Annotated in this window: 20 protein-coding genes; 18 read left to right on the top strand and 2 right to left on the bottom strand. The window is 50.2% G+C overall.

Going from position 1 to position 25,687, the window contains the following annotated elements:
* Positions 1-158 precede the first annotated feature (158 nt).
* The gene (gene upp / locus DWZ76_RS11245; RefSeq protein WP_118472689.1) at positions 159-788 is read right to left on the bottom strand and encodes a uracil phosphoribosyltransferase; all 630 of its coding nucleotides are present in this window, start codon (positions 786-788) and stop codon (positions 159-161) included.
* Between the two features lie 579 nt (positions 789-1,367).
* Between upp and DWZ76_RS11240 the strand changes: the two genes are divergently transcribed.
* Together DWZ76_RS11240 and DWZ76_RS11235 are read left to right on the top strand one after the other, a co-directional pair.
* Complete coding sequence (locus tag DWZ76_RS11240; RefSeq protein WP_106999983.1) at positions 1,368-2,081, top strand: IMP cyclohydrolase; 714 nt, start codon at positions 1,368-1,370, stop codon at positions 2,079-2,081.
* 299 nt (positions 2,082-2,380) lie between these two features.
* Positions 2,381-3,559 (top strand): phosphoribosylaminoimidazolecarboxamide formyltransferase, encoded by a 1,179-nt coding sequence (locus DWZ76_RS11235; protein WP_106999982.1) that lies wholly within the window; start codon positions 2,381-2,383, stop codon positions 3,557-3,559.
* A 65-nt stretch (positions 3,560-3,624) separates the two neighbouring features.
* Here the strand turns inward: DWZ76_RS11235 and DWZ76_RS11230 are convergent, their stop codons facing one another.
* Positions 3,625-5,040 (bottom strand): alanine/glycine:cation symporter family protein, encoded by a 1,416-nt coding sequence (locus DWZ76_RS11230; RefSeq protein ID WP_118472688.1) that lies wholly within the window; start codon positions 5,038-5,040, stop codon positions 3,625-3,627.
* A gap of 128 nt (positions 5,041-5,168) precedes the next feature.
* On the opposite strand from DWZ76_RS11230, the gene DWZ76_RS11225 reads away from it, so the two are divergent.
* From DWZ76_RS11225 to DWZ76_RS11150, 16 genes are all read left to right on the top strand, one after another.
* Positions 5,169-5,402: a hypothetical protein gene (locus DWZ76_RS11225; protein ID WP_022358715.1), complete on the top strand. Its 234-nt coding sequence runs from the start codon at positions 5,169-5,171 to the stop codon at positions 5,400-5,402.
* Positions 5,403-5,725: 323 nt separating this feature from the next.
* Positions 5,726-6,922, top strand: coding sequence for a cobalt-precorrin-5B (C(1))-methyltransferase CbiD (gene cbiD / locus DWZ76_RS11220; protein WP_118472687.1), 1,197 nt, complete (start codon positions 5,726-5,728; stop codon positions 6,920-6,922).
* A 145-nt stretch (positions 6,923-7,067) separates the two neighbouring features.
* On the top strand, positions 7,068-7,841 hold the full coding sequence (gene cobM, locus DWZ76_RS11215) for a precorrin-4 C(11)-methyltransferase (RefSeq protein ID WP_022358712.1): 774 nt from the start codon (positions 7,068-7,070) through the stop codon (positions 7,839-7,841).
* Between the two features lie 19 nt (positions 7,842-7,860).
* Positions 7,861-9,204 carry a cobalamin biosynthesis protein gene (locus DWZ76_RS11210; RefSeq protein WP_106999979.1) on the top strand — a complete coding sequence of 448 codons (1,344 nt, stop codon included), beginning with the start codon at positions 7,861-7,863 and terminating at the stop codon, positions 9,202-9,204.
* 29 nt (positions 9,205-9,233) lie between these two features.
* On the top strand, positions 9,234-9,917 hold the full coding sequence (gene cobJ / locus DWZ76_RS11205; RefSeq protein ID WP_118472708.1) for a precorrin-3B C(17)-methyltransferase: 684 nt from the start codon (positions 9,234-9,236) through the stop codon (positions 9,915-9,917).
* On the top strand, positions 9,910-12,981 hold the full coding sequence (locus tag DWZ76_RS11200; protein ID WP_118472686.1) for a cobyrinate a,c-diamide synthase: 3,072 nt from the start codon (positions 9,910-9,912) through the stop codon (positions 12,979-12,981). Before cobJ ends, DWZ76_RS11200 begins: the two co-directional genes overlap by 8 nt.
* A gap of 39 nt (positions 12,982-13,020) precedes the next feature.
* Positions 13,021-13,587, top strand: a complete 567-nt coding sequence (cbiT, locus tag DWZ76_RS11195; protein WP_118472685.1) for a precorrin-6Y C5,15-methyltransferase (decarboxylating) subunit CbiT — start codon at positions 13,021-13,023, stop codon at positions 13,585-13,587.
* 5 nt (positions 13,588-13,592) lie between these two features.
* Positions 13,593-14,693, top strand: a complete 1,101-nt coding sequence (locus DWZ76_RS11190) for a tRNA-dihydrouridine synthase family protein (RefSeq protein ID WP_118472707.1) — start codon at positions 13,593-13,595, stop codon at positions 14,691-14,693.
* A 166-nt stretch (positions 14,694-14,859) separates the two neighbouring features.
* A complete protein-coding gene (locus tag DWZ76_RS11185) occupies positions 14,860-16,533 on the top strand; it encodes a Na/Pi cotransporter family protein (protein WP_118472684.1) in 1,674 nt (557 codons plus the stop codon).
* Positions 16,533-17,261 (top strand): response regulator transcription factor, encoded by a 729-nt coding sequence (locus tag DWZ76_RS11180; RefSeq protein ID WP_118472683.1) that lies wholly within the window; start codon positions 16,533-16,535, stop codon positions 17,259-17,261. The genes DWZ76_RS11185 and DWZ76_RS11180 overlap by 1 nt, the downstream gene beginning before the upstream one ends.
* A 7-nt stretch (positions 17,262-17,268) precedes the next feature.
* Complete coding sequence (locus DWZ76_RS11175; protein WP_118472682.1) at positions 17,269-18,669, top strand: ATP-binding protein; 1,401 nt, start codon at positions 17,269-17,271, stop codon at positions 18,667-18,669.
* Between the two features lie 182 nt (positions 18,670-18,851).
* Complete coding sequence (locus DWZ76_RS11170) at positions 18,852-19,874, top strand: ABC transporter substrate-binding protein (protein ID WP_118472681.1); 1,023 nt, start codon at positions 18,852-18,854, stop codon at positions 19,872-19,874.
* Between the two features lie 130 nt (positions 19,875-20,004).
* Positions 20,005-20,922, top strand: coding sequence for an ABC transporter permease (locus DWZ76_RS11165; protein WP_022358702.1), 918 nt, complete (start codon positions 20,005-20,007; stop codon positions 20,920-20,922).
* The gene (locus DWZ76_RS11160) at positions 20,922-21,719 is read left to right on the top strand and encodes an ABC transporter ATP-binding protein (RefSeq protein ID WP_117795542.1); all 798 of its coding nucleotides are present in this window, start codon (positions 20,922-20,924) and stop codon (positions 21,717-21,719) included. The genes DWZ76_RS11165 and DWZ76_RS11160 overlap by 1 nt, the downstream gene beginning before the upstream one ends.
* 380 nt (positions 21,720-22,099) lie before the next feature.
* The gene (locus tag DWZ76_RS11155; RefSeq protein WP_118472680.1) at positions 22,100-23,779 is read left to right on the top strand and encodes a C40 family peptidase; all 1,680 of its coding nucleotides are present in this window, start codon (positions 22,100-22,102) and stop codon (positions 23,777-23,779) included.
* A 15-nt stretch (positions 23,780-23,794) separates the two neighbouring features.
* On the top strand, positions 23,795-25,474 hold the full coding sequence (locus DWZ76_RS11150) for an SH3 domain-containing protein (RefSeq protein ID WP_118472679.1): 1,680 nt from the start codon (positions 23,795-23,797) through the stop codon (positions 25,472-25,474).
* Positions 25,475-25,687 lie beyond the last annotated feature (213 nt).

The raw sequence follows: 25,687 nt of genomic DNA, 5'->3' as shown, positions 1-25,687 counted from the left end.
TTCAATTCCTTTACCATTCGGGTGAGAATCTCCTGCTCAAGTGTGTTGCAGTCCAAAAGCAGACGGTGAATCTCGGAATCGGCAGTGGAAGCCGAGTGTGTCAGACTGTCTACGAGAAGGTCGTCTGCTGATATGCCGAGAAGGTTGGCAACTCTGATTTATTTCGTACCAAAAATCCGATCCCCTGCATCTCCCAGACCTGGGCAGATGTAAGCGTTTTCATTCAGGCAGCGATCGACATGACCGACATAGATCTGGACATCCGGATGTGCCTCATGCAGTCTCTTTAATCCTTCCGGAGCAGCGATGATTGCCATGAATTTGATGTTCTTTCCGCCGCGTGCTTTGATAAAGTCGATTGCCTCCACTGCGGAACCGCCGGTTGCCAGCATCGGGTCGGTGACAACGATGGTACGCAGTTCGATCGGGGTTGGCAGCTTGCAGTAGTATTCGTGCGGCTCATGGGTTATCTCGTCGCGGTAGAGTCCGATGTGACCAACCTTTGCGGACGGAACGAGCGCCAGAATACCATTTACCATACCGAGACCGGCACGTAAGATCGGGACAACGGCAAGTTTTTTACCAGCCAGCATCGGAGTGCTGCAGGTTTCGATCGGAGTTTCTACTTCCTGATCTTCCAGCGGAAGATCGCGAAGCGCTTCATAGCCCATCAGCATCGCAATCTCATCGGTCAGGGAACGGAATTCGTTGGTTCCGGTGTTCTTGTTGCGGAGGAGCGAGATCTTGTGCTGAATCAACGGGTGATCGAGAATTGTTACATTTTTCATATTCATAACCTGCCTTTTCTTGAATTTTGATGATGAACGTTTTTTCGTAACGGTGCATAGCGCAGACCGCTTGCGAATTTTGTGCTATCTTCATGCCGTCATTTCCCAAAATCTGTATACATATGTGAAATGTATCGCCCTGATGGCATATTTTCTTTAATTATACACCGAATTATACAGATTGAACAGTCTGTTTTATGATGTATTTTGTTAAAAAGCATCGGTAAAGTTACTGTTCCTGGGTAGGCACTTTTGGAACTGAAAGTGCCGTAAGAAAACGTGGTGGCAGCAGGAATTTGCCGTATTTAAATGCGAAGCCACGGCAAATTCCGTTACTGGGCACGTATGCGTGAACAGTAACTCGGTAAAAGAGCGGTTTGTCATGAAGTAGTGCAGAGCATTTGTAAAAGAATGCAGGTGCTTTTATATGTTTATTAGAATAAAAAATAATACCAGTATTATATATAAGCAATACTTCTGAAAACAAATCAATAAATCTAACTGGAAATGAGAATAGAATGTGGTAAAATATAAAGTAGTGAATTATTGCACAACAATGAAGGAGGAAGCTTTGCCATTATGAAGACTGTATCGATAGCAGAGGAACTGAAAAACAATTCTTATCCGGGACGCGGAATTATCATTGGACGGACGCCGGACGGAAAGAAGGCGGTTACGGCATACTTTATTATGGGAAGAAGCGAGAACAGCCGCAACCGTGTGTTTGTAGAAGAAGGTGAGGGCATCCGCACACAGGCATTTGATCCGGCGAAGCTGGAAGATCCGAGTCTGATTATCTATGCACCGGTCCGTGTGCTGGGAAATAAAACGATCGTGACCAACGGCGATCAGACTGATACGATTTATGAGGGAATGGATCGCCAGATGACCTTTGAGCAGTCCCTCAGAAGCCGCGAGTTTGAGCCGGATGCGCCGAACTACACACCTCGTATTTCCGGTATCCTGCATATCGAGGATGGCGGTTACAACTATGCGCTGTCGATTCTGAAATCCAACGACGGCAATCCGGATTCCTGCCATCGTTATACATATGCGTATGAGAAGCCGGTTGCAGGCGAGGGACATTTCATCCACACCTATATGCACGACGGCAATCCGCTTCCGAGCTTCGAGGGTGAGCCGAAAAAGATCGAGATTCCGGACAGCCTGGATGAGTTTGTAGCGACACTCTGGGAGAATCTGAACCCGGATAATAAGGTATCTCTGTTTGTGCGCTATATTGATATTGCGACCAGAGAGACACAGACGAAGATCATTAACAAAAATAAGTAGGAACAGACTGGAAAATAGTTAAAAAAGTCAAAAACCGTCTGAAAATGAAAACAGGTCAGAAACAAAATTGTTTATCTCAGTCGAGAAGACTCCCACCTCATCAGGTGGTAAGTAATAGCAAGTTTGTCTCAGTGGGAGTCCATTCTCCGACTGAGATAAACGCTCCGCGAGGATGCGCAGTGATTCTGTAAAGAATATGTCAGCTTCGCTGACCAGAATCACGCGCCAAGTCTCACGGACGTTCGACTTGAAACAGCATTTGAATCATGCGTTTAAATGGGTATACAGGAGGAATGAAGATGAACGAACTTGAGTTAAAATATGGATGCAACCCGAACCAGAAACCGTCCCGCATTTTTATGGCGGACGGCAGTGAGCTTCCGATCAAGGTACTTTGCGGCAAACCGGGATATATCAATTTCCTGGATGCGTTCAATGGCTGGCAGCTGGTAAGAGAACTGAAAGAGGCAACTGGGCTTCCGGCGGCAACTTCTTTTAAACATGTTTCGCCGGCAGGTGCAGCGGTAGGACTTCCGTTAGACGAGACGATGCGTAAGATTTACTGGGTCGATGATATGGGAGACTTATCTCCGCTTGCGTGTGCATATGCCAGAGCACGAGGTGCAGACCGCATGTCTTCCTTCGGCGATTTTATTTCTCTGTCGGATGTCTGCGATGCAGATACGGCGCGCATCATCAAGAGAGAAGTATCGGATGGCGTGATTGCTCCGGGATATACCAAGGAGGCTCTGGAGATTCTGGAATCAAAGAAAAATGGCAAGTACAATGTCATTGAAATCGATCCGGATTATGTACCAGCTCCGGTGGAGCGCAAACAGGTATTTGGCGTGACCTTTGAGCAGGGTAGAAATAATCTGGCAATCAACCGTGAGCTGCTGGAGAATATCGTGACTGAGAATAAAGAGCTGCCGGATAACGCGAAGATCGACATGATCGTATCTTTGATTACCCTGAAATATACACAGTCCAACTCTGTCTGCTACGTGAAGGATGGACAGGCGATCGGTATCGGCGCAGGTCAGCAGTCCCGTGTACATTGTACCCGTCTGGCAGGTCAGAAAGCCGACAACTGGTATCTGCGCCAATCTCCGCAGGTGTTAAATCTTCAGTTTGTGGATGGAATCAAGCGTGCAGACCGCGACAATGCGATCGATGTTTATATCGGAGAAGAATATATGGATGTGCTGGAAGAGGGCGCATGGCAGAAAATTTTCAAGGTAAAACCGCCGGTATTTACCCGTGAGGAAAAACGCGCATGGCTGGACGGCATGAAGGGTGTAACCATTGGTTCTGATGCATTCTTCCCATTTGGCGACAACATTGAGCGCGCGCACAAGAGCGGCGTTCAGTACATCGCACAGCCGGGCGGATCGGTTCGTGATGACAATGTAATCGAGGTTTGCAATAAATATGGCATTGTAATGGCATTTACGGGAATCCGTCTGTTCCATCATTAATGAAAAAGGGCGTGTGAAAAAACTCTCGTTTTTTCACACGCCCTTTTTATTTCGAAATAAAGTGGCTATGATTTCTTATATTTTGCCTCATAATCCCGTAGGCTTACAAGCGCTTCTTTCGACATCGGAATCAGCGCGATCAGGTTGAAGACGGTCATCAGACCGACACCGACATCACCGAGATCCCAGACAAAGGTGTAGGCGGTCAGTCCGCCGACAAACATCATGATCAGGGCGAGAATCTTGTACGCCGTCTGGGCGGCCCAGGTGTCTCCGAAGAGGTAGCTCACATTGGAGCGGGCGTAGAAGAGGATGCCGATGAAGGTAGTGAAACTGAACAGCCACAGGATTACGGCTATGAAAATGACGCCTAATTCCCCGAAATGCCAGCTCATTGCCGCCTGCAGCAGATCCATGCCCTCCAGACCGGAGATTTTATCAGCCGGGACCAGCAGCATGATCATGGCTGTACAGGTGCAGAGAAGCGTGTCGATGAAAACGCCCATCGCCTGCATCAGTCCGACTTTGGCAGGATGGGAGGTTTCTGCCGTCGCTGCCGCACACGGGGCGGAACCGCTTCCTGCTTCATTGGAGAAAAGTCCCCGTTTGACACCGTTCATCAATACGGCGCCGAAGCCGCCTGCGATTGCCTGGCGCAGACCGAGTGCTTCCTCAAAAACGCGGGCAAAAACGCCTGGAAGCTGGCGGAAGTTCACGATAATTAAAAACAGGGTCAGGATAATGTAAATGCCTGCCATGATCGGAACCAGCAGATCCAGAACCCTGACGGAGGCATTTTTCCGAAGAACGATGACTGCCGCAAGGAGAACTAAAAACAAGCATGAGTAGATCGGCGGGATGCCGAATGCATTCTTAAAAGAAGAGGTCACGGAATTACTGATGACCTGGCTGATACCGCACCAGCAGATCAGACCGGAGAGCGCAAACAGTACGGAGAGAAGATTTTTCTTCGAAACCGGCGTGCCCTGTTTCTGGCGTTTGCTGTTGATCCAGTCGTGAATGTAGTAAGCAGGACCGCCGCGGTAACCGCCGTAGAGCGGATCCGGCTGTTTGTGAAGCTGGGCTAAGGTCGCCTCGATGAAAGCGGTTGCCGAACCGAGCAGCGCGGTTACCCACATCCAGAACAACGCACCGGCGCCTCCGGCGGAGAGAGCGGCAACGATACCGACAAGATTTCCCATACCGACGCGGGTCGCAGTTGACACGATCAGTGCCTGGAGTGCGGAGAGAGAGCCACCTTTGTGTCCGGTTTCGGCCTTTTCCAGCAGCGCGCGCAGCATATCCGGAAGCATTCGGATCTGCAGGAACCGCGTCCGGATAGTACAGAAGATACCGGTCGGGACGAGCAGAAGAACCAGAAGCGGCAGGTTGATGGTTGTTCCGCCAGGAAGCGGCAGATGAATCCAGTCACCCCAGAGGAAATAGTAGGTTTTTTCGATTAAATTGATAATTGTATTCATGTTTTCACCCCAAAATTTTATATAGTAAAGGTGCGCCCGCAGGTGCTTGACGATTGATTGAAAGATAGTTATAATGAGTGGCAGGGAGTTTTCAGACTCTCAGTATCATAAGGAAAAGGAGAATTCATATGCAGTACGCAATTGCACATTTAGATCCGAATGAGGACAATCCTTCCATGGAAGAGAATCCATGCATTAATGTTGATTTTGAAAACGAAGAGGAATCATGTCTGGAAGCTGCAACCATGATGATGGATGAAGGCTACAAGATGGTAACTCCATTTTTCATTGAGGACGGCGGCAAAGCAGGCACATACTCCTGGGAGTATGTCAATGCCCATCTGGTTGTCCGTACCAAATAATGTTTCACGTTGTTGTTTAAAACTGTATTGTTTTAAAGTGTGTGAGACTTAAAATGCCGGAAAGAGAAGATCTTTCCGGTTTTTTATATTTACATGTTAGCTGTCCTTGCACATTTATAATAACTATTTCTTGAATATGTAATTAAATCTACTTATTTATATTCCGTATTGTACCGCACAGTTGAGGAAAGTGCAAGGGGAAAATGAGGGATTGTTACTGGAATTTTAAATAAAGATAAATAGTAATAAGTTGAAAGTCGGGTGTAAATCTCCTATAATGGACAGAAGAATCCTCAGGCAGAAAATGGCATACAGGGAGGCAGATGGAGACGGAAAAGAAACAGACAGATGAAAAAAAGGAACTTCGAACCGGATTTACGACCGGAACCTGCGCGGCGGCGTGTACGCGAGCGGCGGTGTTGTTTCTCTGCACAGGGGAAGCACCTGCGGCGGCAGAGACAGTGACACCTTCCGGCGTCCGGGCGATTCTGCCGATTGTCCGGGCAGAGCGGGAGGAAGATAGCGCAGTATGCGGTGTACAGAAGGACTCTGGTGACGATCCGGATGTGACGAATGGAACATTGGTTTGTGCACGGGCCGTCCTGGCTTGTCATGATAGCATAACTGAAAGCGGTTACACAGACCCGGCGTATCCGGGAATTGAGGTAACTGGCGGCGAGGGCATCGGCATGGTGACGCGGGACGGTCTTTCGTGTCCGGTGGGGCATTACGCGATCAACCCGGTACCGCGGACGGCTATTTTCCGGGAGGCAGCTCTGGCACGCCGGGAGGCGGGCATGCCGGAGATACCTTTGCGGATTGAGATTTCTATCCCTTCCGGGCGGGAGCTGGCGGAGAAAACGTTTAACCCGCATCTGGGGATCATCGGTGGTATCTCGGTGCTTGGAACAACTGGGATTGTGAACCCGATGAGTGAGGCGGCATTGGTTGAGACGATCCGGCTGGATATCCGGGTGCACGCCCAGGAGGATGTTTCGCTGCTGGCAGTGGCGCCAGGCAATTATGGAGAACGATTTTTAAAAGAAGAAACCGGGCTTTCGATGGAAAATTTTATCAAGTGCAGTAATTTTATCGGGACCAGCTTTAAAATGCTTTCACAGGAAGGAATTCACCAGGCGCTTTTGGCAGGGCATGTTGGAAAACTGGTCAAAGTGGCAGGTGGTGTGATGAATACACATTCCCGGTATGGTGACAGACGGATGGAGATTTTGTCTGCATGCGCGCGGACCGTTGGATTTCCGGAGGCAGATGCCCTGCTGCCGATGAATACGACTGAGGAAGCGGCAGATTTCCTATATGAACATGGATATCTGAAACAGGTCATGGAGCAGGTGGCGAATCAGGTCAAAGCGGTATTGGAAGAAGAGAGCGGCGTTCAGACGGAGGTAATGCTATTTTCGAGCAATTATGGACTGATGGCGCGGACAGCTGGGGCGGATGCGTATGTGCGAGAGCTGCTGGAGATGGAGAGAGGCGTGGAAGAAGATATTAAATATTAAAAATAAGAAGATATAGAAATATCTTTATGAAAAAAAGTCTTCCGTGTTTTATATATGCTAAACATGGAAGTAATGATAGATAGAAGAATCATAAATTACGAAAAGTTGAGATTCGAATATTAAATAAAAAGGAGAAATCACATATATGGTATATTTCGTCGGAGCAGGTTCGGGAGCGCCAGATTTAATCACAGTGCGGGGAGCACGCCTTTTGAATCAGGCAGACCAGATTATTTACGCAGGTTCTCTGGTCAATCCAGAGCTTTTGGATTATAAAAAAGAATCAGCCGTTGTCTATGACAGTGCGAAAATGACGCTGGAAGAAGTGGTCGAAAAGATCCAAGAAGCGGAATCGACGGGTAAGATGACGGTGCGGCTTCACACGGGCGACCCCTGCGTGTATGGTGCGATCCGGGAACAGATGGACGAGCTGGACAAGTTAAATATCTCTTATAAGGTATGCCCGGGCGTCAGCTCTTTCTGCGGCGCGGCATCTGCATTGAATCTGGAATATACCTTGCCGGGCGTTTCGCAGAGCGTGATTATCACCCGGATGGCGGGGCGGACGCCGGTGCCGGAGAGGGAGAGCATCGCGTCGTTTGCAGCGCATCATGCGACTATGGTTATATTTTTAAGCACGGGAATGCTGAAGAAGCTTTCGGAAGAGCTGATAAAGGGCGGATATGAGGCGGACACGCCGGCGGCGATCGTGTACAAAGCGACCTGGCCGGATGAAAAGCGGGTTGTCTGCACGGTTGCCACGCTTGCAGAGGCGGCAGAGCGGGAAAATATCAAAAAAACAGCTCTGATTATCGTCGGGGATGTGACTGCCCAGGCGGGATACGAGCGTTCACGTTTATATGCGCCAGAATTCACAACTGAATTCCGTCAGGGGACGGATGGTTTTGTATATGAGTAATAGAAAGGGATTGTTATAAATGGAGCAGTTGAAACTTCGGGTCAGGAACGGTATCTGCATTTGCTTTACTGCACAGGGAAAAGAGACGGCGACGCGCCTGCTGGAGAAATTAAGCCAGCAGATGGAAGAGGCGTTTGACTTTTTAGATTATACAGGATCCGAACATTCGAAACCGCTGAAACAGGTGGTCAAGGAAGCATTTCAGGAGAAGGAAGCAATTTTGTTTGTCGGGGCGGCGGGGATTGCAGTCCGTTTGATTGCGCCGTGGGTGCAGGATAAGCTGAAAGATCCGGCGGTGCTGGTGATCGATGAGCAGGGACGTTATGCGATCCCGATTTTGTCTGGACATGTGGGCGGATGCAATGAACTGGCAGAGGCAGCGGCGCAGATTCTGGGGGCAGAACCGGTAATTACGACGGCAACGGATCTGCGGCAGGCATTTGCAGTTGATGTATTTGCAGCGGAAAATGAGCTGGTGATTAGTGATCGGGAACTGGCGAAACAAATCTCCGCGGCGGAGCTGCGCGGTGAAAAAATTGGCTTTTTCAGTGATTATCCAGTAGATGGAATCGTTCCGGCAGAGATTACTCCGGGCGTATGGCAGAAGGAAAACATCTATGTGACGCTGAAACAGGGCGGATGCCCGAAAAATGCCCCAGCGTCTCTGGTGCGCCGGGATATGGTGATTGGGCTGCAGGAGAAGAAGGAACAGCGGGATGCAGTCAAAGCAGCGGCGGTAGTGGCAGTGGAAACCGGCGATTCGGCGAAGGCGGCTGAGATAGATATGTCTGTCGGAAAATCCGATATAGGATCGCCTGGGCAGAAAAGTGAGCAGAAGAAAGAGCAAAGTTATGAGTCGGAAAATGAATCAGGTACGCCGGAACTTCTGCGCCTGTATCCGCGAACGGTTGTTCTTGGAATGGGATGCCGCCGGGATTCCTCCCTGAATGCTGTCCGGGAGATGGCAAGAGTGGCACTTTCTCGGGCGATGATTGATAAAAGTGCGGTGCGGGCGATTGCAACGGTAGATCGGAAGAAAAATGAGATGGCATTTCTGGCGCTTGCGAAGGAGTGGGATGTGGAACTGTGGAGTTTTACCCCGGAAGAGCTGGAAAGTGCCGGTACGAAGTTTGCAGAATCGCCGTTTGTGCGGAAGACAGTAGGGGTAGGAAATGTTTGTGAGCGTGCAGCCGTCATGGGGGTGCGCCGGATTTACCGGGAACGGGAGATGGATGAGAAAAATCTGCCTGCGATTGATCTGAGAGTACAGAAAATGGCGTTTAACGGTGTGACGGCAGCAGTAGCGGTTCCGGCATCGGAGCAAGTAAGGAGGCAGCAGTGGAAGAAAAAAAATTATACGTGATCGGAATTGGACCGGGGGCGAGAGAACAGATGACGGTCCGGGCAGACCGCATTTTACGGGAAAGCCAGGTGATCATCGGTTATACGGTATACGTGGACCTGGTAAAAGAATTTTATCCACAGGCGGAATTTCTGACAACGCCGATGCGCCAGGAAAAGGAACGCTGTGAGATGGCATTAAAAGCGGCGCAGGATGGTCGGAAAACAGCAATGATCTGCAGTGGGGACAGCGGCGTCTATGGCATGGCGGGGCTGGTGCTGCAGATGGCAGAGGCGTACCCGGATGTGAACGTGGAAGTAATTCCAGGAGTGACGGCAGCGCTGGGAGGCGGAGCCATTCTCGGTGCACCGTTGGGACATGATTTTGCGGTGATCAGCCTGAGTGACCTTCTGACGCCGATGGAAGTGATCGAAAAAAGGCTGCGTGCAGCGGCGGAAGCGGATTTTATTATCTGCCTCTACAATCCATCCAGCCGGAAACGCCACGATTATCTGGAGCGTGCCTGCCGGATTCTTTTAGAGTATAAAAGTGGTGAGACTGCCTGCGGATATGTACAGAATATTGGCCGCGAGGGCGAGGCGGTGCACCTTCTGACACTGGCAGAACTGGAAAAGACACCGGTGGATATGTTTACGACCGTATTTATTGGAAATAAGGAAACGCAGATGTTAAGTGGATGTCTGGTGACACCGAGGGGATACCGCGATGTGTAAAATATGGATATTTGGAGGAACGACAGAAGGGCGCCTGCTGGCGGAATATTGCAGCCGGGAAAAGATTGAGGCGTGGGTCAGCGTGGCTTCGGAGTATGGAGAAGAGCTTTTGCAGGAGGAGCTGATGGAGTCTGGGAATGCAGGGAATCCAGATTTGAACCATAATACTTGCCTTGCAAAGAAAAACTTGAAAACGGTTCAGGCATCCTCAGTGATAAAAGTCTTACGTGGACGGATGGATCGTTACCAGATGGAAGAATTTATCCGAAACCAGGGGATTCATCTTGTGATCGATGCAACCCATCCGCATGCCAGACTTGTTTCAGAAGAAATCCAGGAAGCGTGCGGACGGACCGGTGTCCGCCTGGAACGGTGCCTGCGCGCAGGGGGCGAACAAAACAAAGCACGTGATTGGGTCGAGGTTGATTCCATTCAGGAGGCAGTGTCATTTCTTTCTTCTGTTTCCGGCGTGATTTTTGCCACAACCGGCAGTAAAGAACTGGAAGTCCTGTGCCAGATACCAGATTATCAAAAACGGGTGTATGCGAGAGTGCTTCCAACTTCGAATGTTTTGAAGAAATGTGAAAAATTGGGGATAACTGGCAGCCATCTGATTGCGATGCAGGGACCTTTTTCCACCGAAATGAATACGCTATTTCTCCGACAGACAAAAGCGGAGTGGCTATTGACGAAAGATTCCGGGCGTGCGGGCGGATTTCAGGAAAAGGTGGAAGCGGCGCGTGAAAATGGAACCAGAGTGGTTGTGATCCGCAGACCGGAGGAGGATGGTATTTCGCTGGAAGAGGCGATGGAGGTGCTGAAGAAGGCGGATGAGGGGAAGGTTGGAGAGTTAAAAACACATTTGATTCTGGCGGGAATTGGCATGGGACAGCCGTCCCAGATGACAGGGGAAGTCCTTCGGGCAATTCGAGAGAGTGACGCCTTGATTGGCGCGGGGCGTATGCTGGAATCCGCGGAGAGAGCGCTGCAGAATGATTTGCTGATTAGCAAGGAAGGAAAAGCTGAAAACAGACAGGAATCAGCGGCTGCGGTGGAAAAAGAAAGGAAGTGCTATAAAGCATATCTTCCTGACGATGTGATACAGATTGTATCGAAGCACCCGGAATGGAAGCAGGCGGTCATCCTGTATTCGGGTGATACCGGCTTTTTCAGCGGGGCATCCAGGATGGCAGAGCGGCTGCGGGAAGCTGGTTATCCATTTACCGTCTATCCGGGTACATCCTGTGTCAGTTATCTGGCGGCACGCCTGGGGACGCACTGGGAAGATGCGGCGATTTATTCCGCACATGGAAGAGAATTGTCTGTCGATCGGGTGATGAAACGTCTGTGTGATCCAGAAGAACCGGCTAAGCGTGCGTTTATCCTCATGGGCGGCAAAAATGGAGCTGGACAGTTTTGTGAACGTCTGACACAGGCGGGATATGGAAATGTACAGGTGACGGTTGGTGAAAACTTATCGTACCCGGAAGAGCAGATCCGGAGCGGAACCGCGGAAGAAATGAAAAAATTGGAATTTGCGGATTTGAGCTTGATACTGCTGGAAGTCACGGATGAAATAAAGAATGTAAAGCAGCTGAAAAGGTTTGAACAAGAAGATAAACGTTTGCTTCCTGCAGATTCTGTCGGAGTATTTCCACGTATCATGCTTGCCGCCCCAAAAAGCGGCAGTGGAAAAACCCTTCTGACTTGCGGACTGCTTGAAGTCCTTCGCCGCCGCGGTCTGAATCCGATCGCGTGCAAATGTGGACCGGACTATATCGATCCAATGTTTCACCGCTATGTGCTCGGCATTCCTGGGCGAAATCTCGATAGCTTTTTTCTGCCGGCGGAAGGCGTGCGGAAGGTTTTGGTGGATGCAGTGCGGGAAGAACAGGCGGGAATCGCAGTTTTAGAGGGTGTCATGGGCTATTATGACGGCTTGGGCGGAACAGAAACGTCTGCCAGCAGCTGGGAGATTGCAGAGATCACAGACACGCCGGCGATTCTGGTGCTGGACTGTAAGGGCGCATCGTTGTCGGCGGCAGCAATGGCATCTGGATTTTTACATTTCCGGAAAAAAAGCCATATTGCCGGAGTGATTTTGAACCGGGTTTCTTCGATGTATTATGAGCGGCTGGCAGCAGCCGTGGAAGAGGCGTCGGGGCTTCCGGTGCTTGGTTATCTGCCGGAATCCGAGGAATACCGCATGGAAAGCCGCCATCTGGGACTTTTTCTGCCGGGCGAGATCGATCGGCTGCGCGAGCGGATCGGGCGATTGGCAGATCAGATGGAAAAGTCGATCGCGGTGGATCGGGTGCTGGAAGTAGCGGGGATGCTGCCATTGAGGATAGAAAACAAAGAGAAAGAAAAAGCAGAAAACGAATCAATGGAGGCGGAAAGTATAGCGAAATTCCCAGCATGTCAAGAGCAAAAAGTCACCTCGCGCGTCCGCATCGGTGTTGCCCGTGACGAGGCATTCTGCTTCTACTATCAGGAAAATTTCCGCCTTCTGGAACAGATGGGGGCGGAGCTGGTTTATTTCAGTCCACTGAGGGATAAAAAAATCCCGGACAGAGTGGATGGGCTTTTATTTGGCGGCGGTTATCCGGAGAATTATGCACGGGAGCTGGCAAAGAACGCGGCGATGCGTGAGAGTATCCGGCGGTCGATTGCGGCGGGAATGCCGTTTCTGGCGGAATGCGGTGGATTTTTATATTTACACCGTACTCTTGAAGGAAGCGATGGAAAACACTGGGAAATGGCTGGCGTTTATCCATTTGACGCTTACCGGACGAACCGCCTGCGCCGGTTTGGCTATGTGCGTCTGCTGACCTCATCCGGTCAGGAAATTCACGGGCATGAGTTCCATTACTGGGAGAGCGAAGATCCGGGCACCGACTGGGAGGCAGTCAAACCGACCGGAAACCGAAGCTGGCGCTGCATCCATGAAAAGGGAGGACAGATTGGCGGATTTCCGCATCTCTATTATGCATCCTGTCCAGATTTTTTGCGAAAATGGCTGGATGTATGTGCCAAAGGGAGTCAGCAAAAATATATCAATTGAGTGAATTTATATGAGAATCAAGAAAATGGGGAGTAGCAAATGCGAGATGAATGGTTTATCCGGGGCAAGGTCCCGATGACGAAGAGTGAGGTGCGGACCGTGTCATTGTCCAAGCTGGAATTGTATGAGGGCTGTGAGTTCTGGGACATTGGCGCGGGAACGGGTTCTGTCAGTGTGGAAGCGGCGGTAAGCTGTCCGGGGATTCATGTGTGTGCGTTTGAATATAAGGAAGAGGCGGTTGAACTGATCCGGGCAAATTGTGAGAAAGCCAGAACAGAGGCGGTCACGATCGTGCCGGGAAAGGCGCCGGAGACATTTGCACAGGTAAGTGTTCACCGACCGGATCGGGCATTTATCGGGGGAACAACCGGACAGATGCGCGAGATTCTGGATGAATTGTTCCGCTTGAACCCAGATATCCGGATTGTGATCAACCTGATTGCGCTGGAGTCTCTGACAGTGCTTATGAGTTACCTGAAAGAGCGCGGGATAGAGGCGGAGATTCTGTCCATGCAGATTGCAAAAGCGGAGAAGATTGGTTCCAGTCATTTGATGAAAGGGCAGAATCCGATCTATATCATATCACTGGGAGGAAATGAAGTGTGAAGAAAATGATTCAGCCAGAGGCATTAAAAGTGGGCGCGAATCGTATAAGCGCGAACGATGCAAGGAGTGTAAAATTAGATTTTGCACCAATGGAGGGAATCACGGGATACGTATTCCGGCAGGCGCATGCAGTCATTTATGGGGGCGTTGACCGGTATTACAGTCCGTTCATTGCGCCAGGTTCCAGCCATAAGCTGACATCCAGGGAGAGGAACGATATTCTTCCAGAGCATAATCAGGGATTATGCCTGATCCCGCAGATTCTGACGCATTCGACGGAAGATTTTCTGTGGGTTTGCGAGGAACTGGCGGAGTATGGATATAGGACGGTTAATCTGAACCTGGGCTGTCCGTCGGGAACGGTGGTTACGAAGAAAAAGGGCGCGGGATTTTTAGCCGAGCCGGAAGATTTGAGCTTGTTTCTGGAGGAAGTCTGCAACGGATTGGAAAAAATCCACGCGTCGGATGGAAAGCCGGTGCGTTTGTCGATCAAAACCCGGATCGGCATGAAAGAAGCGTCTGAATTTCCACGCCTGCTTGCTATCTATAATCACTATCCGCTGGAGGAACTGATTGTACACCCGAGAGTGCGCGAGGACTATTATAAGGGGAAAATACGGATGGAGTCATTTGCGTATGCGCTGGAGCAGAGCCGCTGCCCGGTCAGCTATAATGGAAATCTTTTTTCGGCGGCGGATGCGTCTGCGCTTATGGAAGAAATTGTAGGACAAGATGAAGCATTTGATAGCGGTGAAACGCAGAAAAAAATGAAATTAGCCGCACTGATGTTTGGGCGCGGTGCGGTTGCGAGCCCGTGGATTTTTGGAGAGGTGCGGAATCTGCCATCCTCGACTCATCTCCAATCCTTCCAGCAATTCCACGATCGCCTCCTGACCGGTTATGCAGAAATCATGTCTGGCGATCGGAATACTTTGTTTAAAATGAAGGAACTCTGGTATTATTTCCAGTGCCATTTTCCAGAATGTGAAAAAGAATTGAAGAAGATTAAGAAGGCACAGAAGCTATCTGACTACCGGGCTGCTGTTCAGGCGATGTTTGCGAGCGGGCGGTTTGTGGAAGGCGGCTTTCGCAACCCGGCACCATAGGAGTGATACCGGGCTGTCCTGTAACCATCCTCTCATTCAGGCAGTACAGTGTTGCGAATATCAAATTTTACACAGATTTTACATTTCCTGCTGGTTATTTTTACATTTATTTGATATAGTGAAGACATACTATGTGTAAAGATCAAAAGATGATGGGAGAATATGTATGTCTATTAGTACTTTGGGAACACTCTTTCAGTTCATTGGAGGACTGGGAATGTTCCTGTATGGAATGGAGTCGATGGCGGATGGTCTGCAGAAGTTTGCGGGCAACCGTTTACAACGTGTGCTTGAGATCCTGACTTCGAACCGCTTGCTGGGCGTGCTGGTGGGCGCGGGCGTTACCGCGATCATCCAGAGTAGTTCCGCGACGACGGTTATGGTCGTTGGTTTCGTAAATGCCGGAATTATCAATCTTTTGCAGGCGACCGGCATCATCATGGGTGCCAATATTGGTACGACTGTGACGAGCTGGATTGTGTCGATGAGTGAGTGGGGCGAGGTGTTAAAGCCAGAGTTCTTTGCACCGGTTCTCTTCGGTATCGGCGCATTCATCACGATGTTTGCGAAGAGCCACAAGAAAAAAGAGGGTGCCGAAGTCCTGATCGGTTTTGCACTCCTGTTTATCGGTCTTTCTTTCATGTCCGGTTCGATTGAGCCGTACCGGGATGCGCCGATCTTCTCCGAGTCCTTCCGGGTACTGGGACAGAATCCACTTTTAGGTATTTTAGTCGGTCTGGCAGTTACCGCAATCATCCAGAGTAGTTCCGCGTCCGTCGGTATTTTACAGATGCTGGCGATCAACGGCATGGTAAACTGGCAGTCAGCAGTCTTTATTACATTGGGACAGAACATCGGTACCTGTGCGACCGCGCTGTTATCTTGTATCGGTACGACCCGTACGGCAAAGCGTGCGGCGGTCATTCACCTTCTGTTCAATGTGACGGGTGCAGTTGTATTTGGCGTCGCTTTATACATCGTGTTTATGATGAATCCGGAGCTTGCGATGACGCGTGCGGACAGTGTGGGAATTTCGATTTTCCATACGATATTTAACGTTGTCAACACCTGCATTATGTTCCCGTTTGCTGGTTTCCTGGTAAAGGCATCGGATGTGATTGTTCCGAAGCCAAAGGAGACGGAGAAAGAGTGGTCGGCAAACAGTGTCGAGACCGAGATGATCCGTCACTTAGACGACCGTATCCTCGAAACTCCGTCCTTTGCGATTGAGACGGCGTGCAACGAGGTTGTCAACATGGGTAAAGTAGCGGTTGCTAACTTAAAAATAGCAACCGCAGCCCTGGTGGATGCAGATAATAATTTCTGTGAACAGGTATTTGAAAATGAAGAGACGATCGACCGCATGGAGAAAATGCTGACCGAGTATCTCTTAAAGATCAACAACCTCTCCTTAAATGATGAACAGCATCTTCTTGTTAAGAATATGTATTATACAATCGGTGATCTTGAACGCGTCGGTGACCACTGTGAAAACCTGGCAGAGCTTGCTAAGAAGCGGATTGAGAATGTGAATATTGATTTCTCGGATCTGGCGCTGGAAGAGCTGCGGACGATTGCAGATGCAACGCTTAAATCGGTCGAGGCGTCCGTGGAGGCGCGTCAGGCGCATGACATGCAGAAGGTGCGTCAGACTGCCCGCTGGGAGGAAGAGGTTGACAGTATGGAAGAGGAGATGCGCGAGAACCATATGAACCGTCTTTCCAATGGAGAATGCAAGATTGAGGGCGGTGTTATCTTCCTGGATGCACTGGCAAATTATGAGAGAATCGCGGATCATGCCAAGAATGTAGCTGGCTACGTAAAGGAAGAGATGCAGTAATGAAATATCGGATATATGTGATTGAGGATGATGAAAATATCCGGAATCTGATCTGCGTGGCACTGGAAAACTTCGGTTACTGCGCCAGCGGATTTGAGACGGCAGAGGAAGCGCTTGACAGCCTTTCGGCCCTGCTTCGGAGAGGCAGGGAGGCGCAGCGGGAGTATCCGGCGATGTTTGTATTCGACTGGATGCTGCCAGGGATGGACGGCATGGCGGCGATCCGCAAGATCCGGGAGATGCCGGACTTTTCCGCAGCCCCGGTCCTGATGCTGACGGCAAAGGATCGTGAGATGGATATTGTACAGGGACTTGACAACGGTGCTGACGACTACATGACGAAACCGTTCGGTATTCTGGAGCTTTCGGCGCGCGTCAGAAACCTTTTAAAGCGGGTGGAACCTGCAAAAGAGGAGGTTTCCAGCCTGACGATCGGTGAAGTCAGCATCAACCGGGAGACGCGAGAGGTGATTGCCTGCGGCGACCGGACGGAGCTGACGCTCAAAGAATTTGAACTTTTAACATATCTCATGGAACATATCAACCGGGTGGTGACGCGCGACGAGCTTCTCGACCATATCTGGGGCTATGACTATGATGGGGAGACGAGAACGCTGGATATGCACATCAAGACACTCCGGCAGAAGCTGCATGACGCCGGAGCCCAGATCAAGACAGTGCGCGGCGTGGGCTATCGGTTTTTAAAGGAAAAAGAAGCGGGAAAGTGATGAAACGATGCGAAAAGCGATTTTGACGAAATTTATTCATCTGTTATTCTTGGCGCTGGTTCTGAATACATTTATCGCTCTGGTGGTTACCAGCAGTGTATTGCTCAAACGGTCAAGGGAGGACATGCATTTTGCATTGGAATCCGTTGACCGTATGTTGGATTATACGGGAAATGTGGAAGAACAGCTGATGGATTTGAGCGACCTTACGAACGACAATAATAGCCGTTATACGCTGATCCGGATGGATGGCACGGTGGTGGCTGATACGGAAGTAGCGCAGGTGAATCAGATGGAAAATCATCTGGAGCGCAAGGAAGTGAAGGATGCGCTGGCGACGGGCTATGGATATTCGGTGCGGCGCTCCGGAACGTTAGGAATGCAGATGGCGTACGCGGCGATCCGTTCATCGGACGGCAAATACATACTGCGCCTTTCTGCCTGTTCAACCGGTTTGGGTGAATATATCCTGATGTTGATTCCGGCCGCTTTTTTGAGCTTTGGAATAGCTTTTTTTGCATCGGCAATGGAGGCGGAACGGTTTTCCCAGTCCATCACGCGTCCTTTGCAGGAAATTTCCAGTGAAATGGTGCGGATGGATGACGACTACACGCGTTTTCAGTTTGAAAAATGCCCGTATGAGGAGATCAATGTCATAGCGGACACGACGACGCGGATGTCCCGAAATATGAAGAAATATCTGGAGCGCATTGAGAAAGAAAAACAGATCCGGCAGGAGTTTTTCAGCAATGCATCGCATGAGCTGAAAACACCGATCACTTCGATCCGCGGTTACGTCGAGCTTTTGGAAAGCGGCATGGCACAGGATCCGGGCACGGCACGTGATTTTCTGGGACGCATAAAAAAAGAGGCAATGCGGATGACGAACCTGGTGGATGATATTTTGATGATCTCCCGTCTGGAATCGCGCGGTGCGAAAGCAGATATTGTGACGATCCGCACGGTGGAACTGCTGGAGGACAGCCTGTCTTCGATTGCCGCGCAGGCGGCGTCGCGCGGCATCACAGTCCATAAAGAGTGCGAGAATTTCACGATTCGTGCCGATCTGCGCCAGATGCAGGAGCTGTTTAACAATCTGTTGACAAACGCGGTCAAGTATAACAACGAGGGCGGCGAAATCTGGGTGCAGGTCAAGCACTGGGGCGCGGATATGATACTGACGGTCCGCGACACCGGCGTCGGCATCCCGGCGGAGAGCCAGAGCCGTATTTTTGAGCGGTTTTACCGGGTGGATAAAGGGCGCAGCCGCAAACAGGGCGGCACCGGGCTTGGTCTTTCGATCGTCAAGCATATCGTGAATTTTTATCATGGAAGCGTGAAGGTAGAGTCGGAAGTCGGAAAAGGTTCAACGTTTACGGTGAAACTGCAGATCGCGGAAGCAAAATAAAAAAGAGTCAACCTAAATTCCCTATAAAATAGCGGAATTTTAGGTTGACTCTTTTTGGAGTTTGTAGTATGATTGCTTTAAAGCGTAACAGTTCAGCTCTTTAAAGCGAAAAATAAATCATGGTTTGAAGCATAAGAGGAAAATCTGTTACATACGTTGAAAAGGTTCAGGAGGATGATATTATGAGAAAGACAAAGAAATTAGCAGCCCTGATGCTGGCTGGCGCGATGGCGGCATCCCTGGCAGCCTGCGGAGGACAGACAGCAAGTACGGACACGACAGCAGCGGAGTCCGCAGAAGGCGAAGAAAGCAAAGAGGCAGAGCAGACAGCAGACGGCGAGACCTATAAGATTGGCGTATTACAGCTGACCCAGCATGTGGCACTGGATAAGACCAATGAGGGCTTCGTGGCAGCGCTGGACGATGCAGGCATCAAATATGAGATCGACCAGCAGAATGCAGCTGGCGAGCAGTCTGCATGCCAGACGATCGCAGAGAAACTGGTCAACGATAAAGATGATTTGATTTTTGCAATCGCAACCCCGGCAGCACAGGCAGTTGCAGGTGTGACGGATTCGATTCCGATTCTTGTCAGCGCTGTTACCGATCCGGCGGCTTCCGGTCTGGTAGAGAGCAACGAGGTTCCGGGCGGCAACGTATCGGGTACTTCTGATCTGACTCCGGTTAAAGAGCAGATTGATCTGATGCAGCAGATTATTCCAGATGTAAAAAAGGTCGGACTTCTGTATTGCAGCGCGGAGGCAAACTCCGTTCTTCAGATTGACATGGCGAAAGAAGCACTTGATACAGCTGGTATTGAGTATGAAGATTACACCGTTTCCAATTCCAATGAGATTCCTACCGTTGTAGAATCTATGGTTGGCAATGTAGACTGTGTATACACACCAACCGACAACATGATCGCAGCTGGTATGGCAACCGTAACGATGGTAACAAATGAGAATAAACTTCCGGTTATCTGCGGCGAGAAAGGCATGGTAGATGCAGGCGGTCTTGCTACTTACGGTATTGATTACTACCAGTTAGGCTACATGACCGGTGAGCAGGCCGTTAAAATCCTGACTGAGGGCGCCGATATTTCTAAGATGCCGATCGGTTATCTGGACGCTTCCAAGTGCGAGCTGAGTGTCAATGAAGAGACAGCGCAGACGCTGGGAATCGATGTATCTGGACTTGAGAAATAAAGAGTACCAGAAAGACCTAAACTTCAAATGAGATGGACTGTCAGATCAGAAGCATAAAATAAATATGCCGATCTGGCAGTCTTTACAGTTAATCAGATGAAGAAAATACAAAACACGGGGAGGTAAAAGTTTGAGCGGTTTATTAGTATCCCTGCAGGGCGCGGTCGCACAGGGCGTTCTCTGGGGAATCATGGTATTGGGAGTTTATATTACATTCCGCCTGATGGATATCGCGGATATGACGGTAGACGGAAGCTTCGCGTTGGGCGCCTGCGTTTGTGCAGTCCTGGTAGTCAACAAAGGAGTAAATCCGGTGCTGGCACTTTTAGTTGCGGCGGCAGCCGGTGTCGTGGCTGGTGCGGTAACGGGTATTCTTCATACTGTATTTGAGATACCAGCGATTCTGGCAGGAATTCTGACTCAGATTTCCCTCTGGTCGATCAACCTCCGGATCATGGGAGGAAAGAGCAATCTGCCGCTTCTGAAAGTCAAGACACTTATCAGCGGTCTGGCTGCTTCCTTCGGGATGACCCAGGCACAGGCATCGATGATCGTTGGAATTGTGCTGGCTGTGGCGGCTATTCTGTTTCTTTACTGGTTCTTCGGAACCGAGATCGGAAGTGCGATGCGTGCAACCGGTAACAACGAGGATATGGTGCGCGCGCTGGGCGTGGACACCCGTATGACGAAGCTTTTATCCCTGATGGTCAGCAACGGTCTGGTCGGTCTCTCCGGCGCACTTGTCTGCCAGAGCCAGAAATATGGTGATGTTGGAAGTGGTACCGGTGCTATCGTCATCGGTCTGGCGGCGATCGTCATCGGCGAAGTCCTGATGGGACGATTGACCTCTTTCTATTGGAAACTGACTTCCGTGGTTGTCGGTTCGGTCATTTACTTTGTGATCCGTGCGGTTGTACTCCGCATGGGTATGGATGCAAACGACATGAAGCTGCTCTCTGCTGTCATTGTAGCACTGGCACTCTGTATTCCGGTAGCACTCGCTAAATACCGGCTGAGAAAAGATTATTCAGAAGGGGGTGAGGAGTAATGCTGACGATAACAAATGTAAAGAAAACTTTTAATAAAGGAACTGTTAATGAGAAAAAAGCCTTAAACGGTATCAACTTACACCTGGCACCGGGCGATTTCGTGACGATCATCGGCGGAAACGGTGCTGGAAAATCTACCATGTTAAATATGATCGCAGGCGTATATCCGATCGATTCCGGTAAAATCGAGATCGATGGCGTAAACATATCCAGAGAACCAGAATACAAACGCGCTAAATATATCGGCAGAGTCTTCCAGGATCCGATGCGCGGCACCGCCGCCAATATGGAGATACAGGAAAACCTTGCCATGGCACTGCGCCGCGGCAAATCCAGAGGACTCGGCTGGGGCATCAAAAAGAATGAAAAGGACTTCTACCGTGAGGCATTGGCACAGCTCGACCTGGGGCTTCAGACCCGTATGACCAGCAAAGTGGGCTTACTCTCCGGCGGACAGCGCCAGGCGCTCACCCTTCTGATGGCAACCCTCCAGAAGCCAAAGCTCCTTCTTTTAGACGAACACACCGCCGCCCTCGATCCCAAAACAGCCCGCAAAGTCCTCGATCTCACCGAAAAGATTGTAGATGAACAAAATCTGACCGCGCTTATGGTTACCCATAACATGAAAGATGCGATTCAGATCGGCAACCGTCTGATTATGATGCACGAAGGTCGGATTATCTACGATGTAGCAGGGGAAGAGAAGAAGAATCTGCAGGTAGAAGACCTGTTAGAGAGATTTGAAAAGGTAAGCGGAGAAGAATTTGCGAATGACCGTATGATGCTTGCCAAATAAGCAGGGGTTATAAGATTTGAAGGCTTTTATCAAAATCATTAACCGATAACAGACAAAAAGTATACGGAATGAAAAGTGGGTCAACAAATTAAAAACCACGACTATAAGTGAGAAAGAATGCCCTCCGGCGGCGCGAGCGGTCGGAGGGCATTCTTTCTCACTAGGTAGCCGTGCATTCTCCTCTCCCATATTTCCAACTAATTCCCCCTTTCACGACTTAACCGTTTATCTACAACTTAACACTTCTGTAATAATTCATTTATAGAAAATTCATTTTTTCCTCCACATCCTTCCTTGGCAATTCCCTACGAATATGATAAAATAAAAATTACGTTTAAGATATTAAGTCATAATTTCAAGAAAAATCAGGAGCGATCCATATGTTAGAAGAAGAAAACAAAAAAGAAACGCAGGAGTCAGAACAGGTGCCAGCGGCGGAGCGGATTCAAGAGCCGGAAGCAGTTCAGAGTCAGGAATCAGAGCCAGCTCAGGATCAGACACCAAATCCGGTCCGGGAATCCGCGGGACATTCGCGCAGGCGCCAGGGCGAAGATAAGAGTCAGAATCTGCGCTTCGGAGTGATAGCAGCAGGGGTGGTGATTGCTCTTGCAGTTGCAGCATTTGCAGGCAAGTCCCTGCTCAGCCGTCAGGCGGGAGCCGGAACTGCAAAGAATGGGGCGGCGACAGCATCAGAGCTTTCGAAGGACGAGGCATCCGAAGAGTCCAGAGCGGAGGAGATCAAAGAGAAAGAAGCAGTGGTAGCTTCCTATAAAAATCTGGGTATCGTGCAGGTGTCCGGTTATCTGAATATGCGTGAGACGGCGAGCACGGACGGCAACATCATCGGCAAGCTGATGGGCGACAGTGCGTGTGAGATCGTGGATGATTCAGCCGAAGGCTGGTATCAGGTCGAATCTGGCGGTATTTCCGGTTATATCAGCTCAGAGTTTGTCCTGACCGGGGATGAGGCGAAGAAAAAAGCGTTGAAACTGGTTGAAAAGCGGGCGCTCATCACGGCAGATTCCCTGAACATCCGAAAAGAGCCGAACACGGAGTCTGAGGTTGTCGGTCAGGCATTGAAAAATGAGCGCTATGTGGTCGAGGGTGAGCCGGAGAATGGCTGGATTCAGATTTCGAGCGGTTACATTTCCACGGATTATGCGGAGATCAAATACGCACTCAATGAGGCGCGGAAGCTGGATATGCGTGCGATGGTGCTGAATTTATACAAAAATCTGGGTATTTCCAGTGTGGATAATTACTTGAATGTGCGCGATCAGCCAAGTGAGGATGGCAATATCATCGGTAAGATGACGAGCAAGTCTGCCGGAGAGATTCTGGAGACGAGCGAGGACGGCGGCTGGTATAAGATCCAGTCGGGTCCCGTCACTGGATATGTGAAGGCGGAGTATATCCTGACAGGAGATGCGGCGAAGCAGGAGGCGATGGAGGTTGCAGAACTGATGGCGATCGTTTCAACCGACCGCCTGAATGCCCGCACGGAGCCGAGCACGGATGCGCCGATCTGGACGCAGATCTCTAACAATGAGCGTTACGACGTTATAAGCCAGCAGGATGGCTGGGTCGAGATTGCGCTCGATACGACGAGTGCGTATGTGGCGACTGATTTCGTAGATGTGCGTTATGCATTGCCGGAGGCGATCCCATTTACCCCATTAAAAGAAAAGGAATCCTTGCGGACCCAGATTGTCAACTATGCGCTTCAGTTTGTCGGAAACCGTTATGTCTGGGGCGGCAATGACCCGCATTCGGGCGTAGACTGTTCTGGTTTTACAAAGTATGTATACAGCCATGTGGCGGGCGTGTCCCTGCCGCGGGTGTCCAGGGAACAGGCGCGGACGGGTACGAAGATTGATTCTTCGAAGATGCGTCCGGGCGATCTGATTTTCTATACGAATCGCAAGGGAACGGTCAACCATGTGGCGATGTACATTGGCAATGGTCAGATCGTCCATGCGGCGAGCCGGAGAAGCGGCATCAAGATTTCAACCTGGAATTACCGGAATCCGTACCGGATTGTCAATATGCTGGGAGACTGATAGGGAGAGGATAAGATGGAAGAGCAAAAGACAGAAGATTATAAAGAACGCCTGCAGAAAGTACGACAGAGACGAAATGGCAAAGATCCAATGCACTGGTTCATGATCGGAGGCTGTGCTGTCATTGTGGTGCTGGCGCTGGTTATCATCGTGAAGCTGGCACAGGGCGGCACGTTCGGAGGTTCTGGAAACGCCCGGGTGGCATCGGCATCCGAGGCAGAGGTGCAGGAAACCGTGATCGGAGAGACGCTGCCGGAGGATGAGGAACAGGCAAAAGAGGACGAAGAAAAGAAAAATGTAGTCGAGTCCTACCAGAATCTGGGTATTGTGGATGTATCTGGTTATCTTAATATGCGTGAGAGCGCCAGTACAACCTCCGATGTCATTGGCAAACTGATGGGCGGCAGTGCGTGCGAGATTCTGGACGATTCCCAGGAAGGCTGGTATCAGATATCTTCCGGCGGTCTGGAGGGCTACATCAGTTCAGAATTTGTACAGACCGGCGAGGCGGCAAAAACAGAGGCATTTGAGCTGGTCAAGAAGATGGCGGTCATCACGACTGACAAGCTGAATATCCGGAGTGAGCCGAGTGAGGACGCGCAGGTGCTGGAACAGGCGCTGAAAAATGAGCGTTATTCCATTGTCAGCGAGCAGGACGGCTGGATTCAGATCAGCGGGGGCTATATTTCAGCGGATTATGTGGATGTGCGCTATGCGTTAAATGAAGCGCGTAAGCTGGATCTGCGGACGATGGTTCTCAATATGTATGACAATCTGGGTATTTCCAATGTCAATAACTACTTAAATATCCGCGTGGAGCCGAAGGAGGATGCGAAGATCATCGGTAAGATGACGAGCAAGTCCGGTGGTGAGATTCTGGAAACGACCGAGGATGGCGGCTGGTATAAGATCAAGTCCGGTCCGGTTACTGGCTATGTTAAATCCGAATTTATTCTGACTGGAGATGCGGCGAAGCAGGAGGCACTGCAGGTTGCACAGCTGATGGCGATCGTATCAACTGACCGTCTGAATGCCCGTACGGAGCCGAACACGGACGCGCCGATCTGGACGCAGATTTCCAACAGCGAGCGGTATTCGGTTATGAGCCAGCAGGATGGCTGGGTGCAGATTGCACTGGATGAGACGAGTGCCTATGTAGCGACTGAATTTGTCGATGTCCGGTATGCGTTAAATGAGGCGATCGAGTTTACACCGGTTGAGGAGACCCCGGAGCCTGAGACCAAGGCGGCGAGCAGCAAGGGAGGCTCTGGAAGCAAGAGCAGCGGTAACGGTGGTTCTGGCAGCCAGAAAGCATCTTCAAGCGGCTCCTCCAAGCGTGCGCAGATCGCAAACTACGCGACTCAGTTCCTTGGGAATCCGTATGTATGGGGCGGTACCAGCTTGACAAATGGTACGGATTGTTCTGGATTTACGATGTCGGTTATGGCACACTTCGGCGTCGGCCTGCCGCATCATTCGGGTTCCCAGGCGGGAGCAGGAAGAAGTATCAGTTCTTCCCAGATGCGTCCGGGTGATCTGATCTTCTACACAAACAGCGGTGGAACGATCAACCATGTAGCACTCTATATCGGCGGCGGGCGCGTGTGCCATGCATCGAATGCAAGGGATGGTATCAAGATTTCCACCTGGAATTACCGTACCCCGGCGAAGATTGTCAATGTACTGGGCGATTAATTCCATGGAAAGTCAATAAAAAATATTTGAAAGAGAGCAGGGAGAAAAGGCAGCTTTTCCCAGCTCTCTTTTTCTGTTTCATAGGAAATTGTGTCCTATGAAATAAAAAACGCATCGCGGGGATGCGCACTCGCGCGAAGCAGAAACATGTCGCAAGTGACCGCGCGAGACGCCCGAATGTGCCAAGGCACATCCTTGTTTGTATAAAAAGCG

It is taken from the genome of Clostridium sp. AF35-15 (genome assembly GCF_003477745.1).
Classification (GTDB): Bacteria; Bacillota; Clostridia; order Lachnospirales; family Lachnospiraceae; genus Otoolea; species Otoolea fessa.
This window is presented reverse-complemented; position numbering and strand designations above follow the sequence as displayed.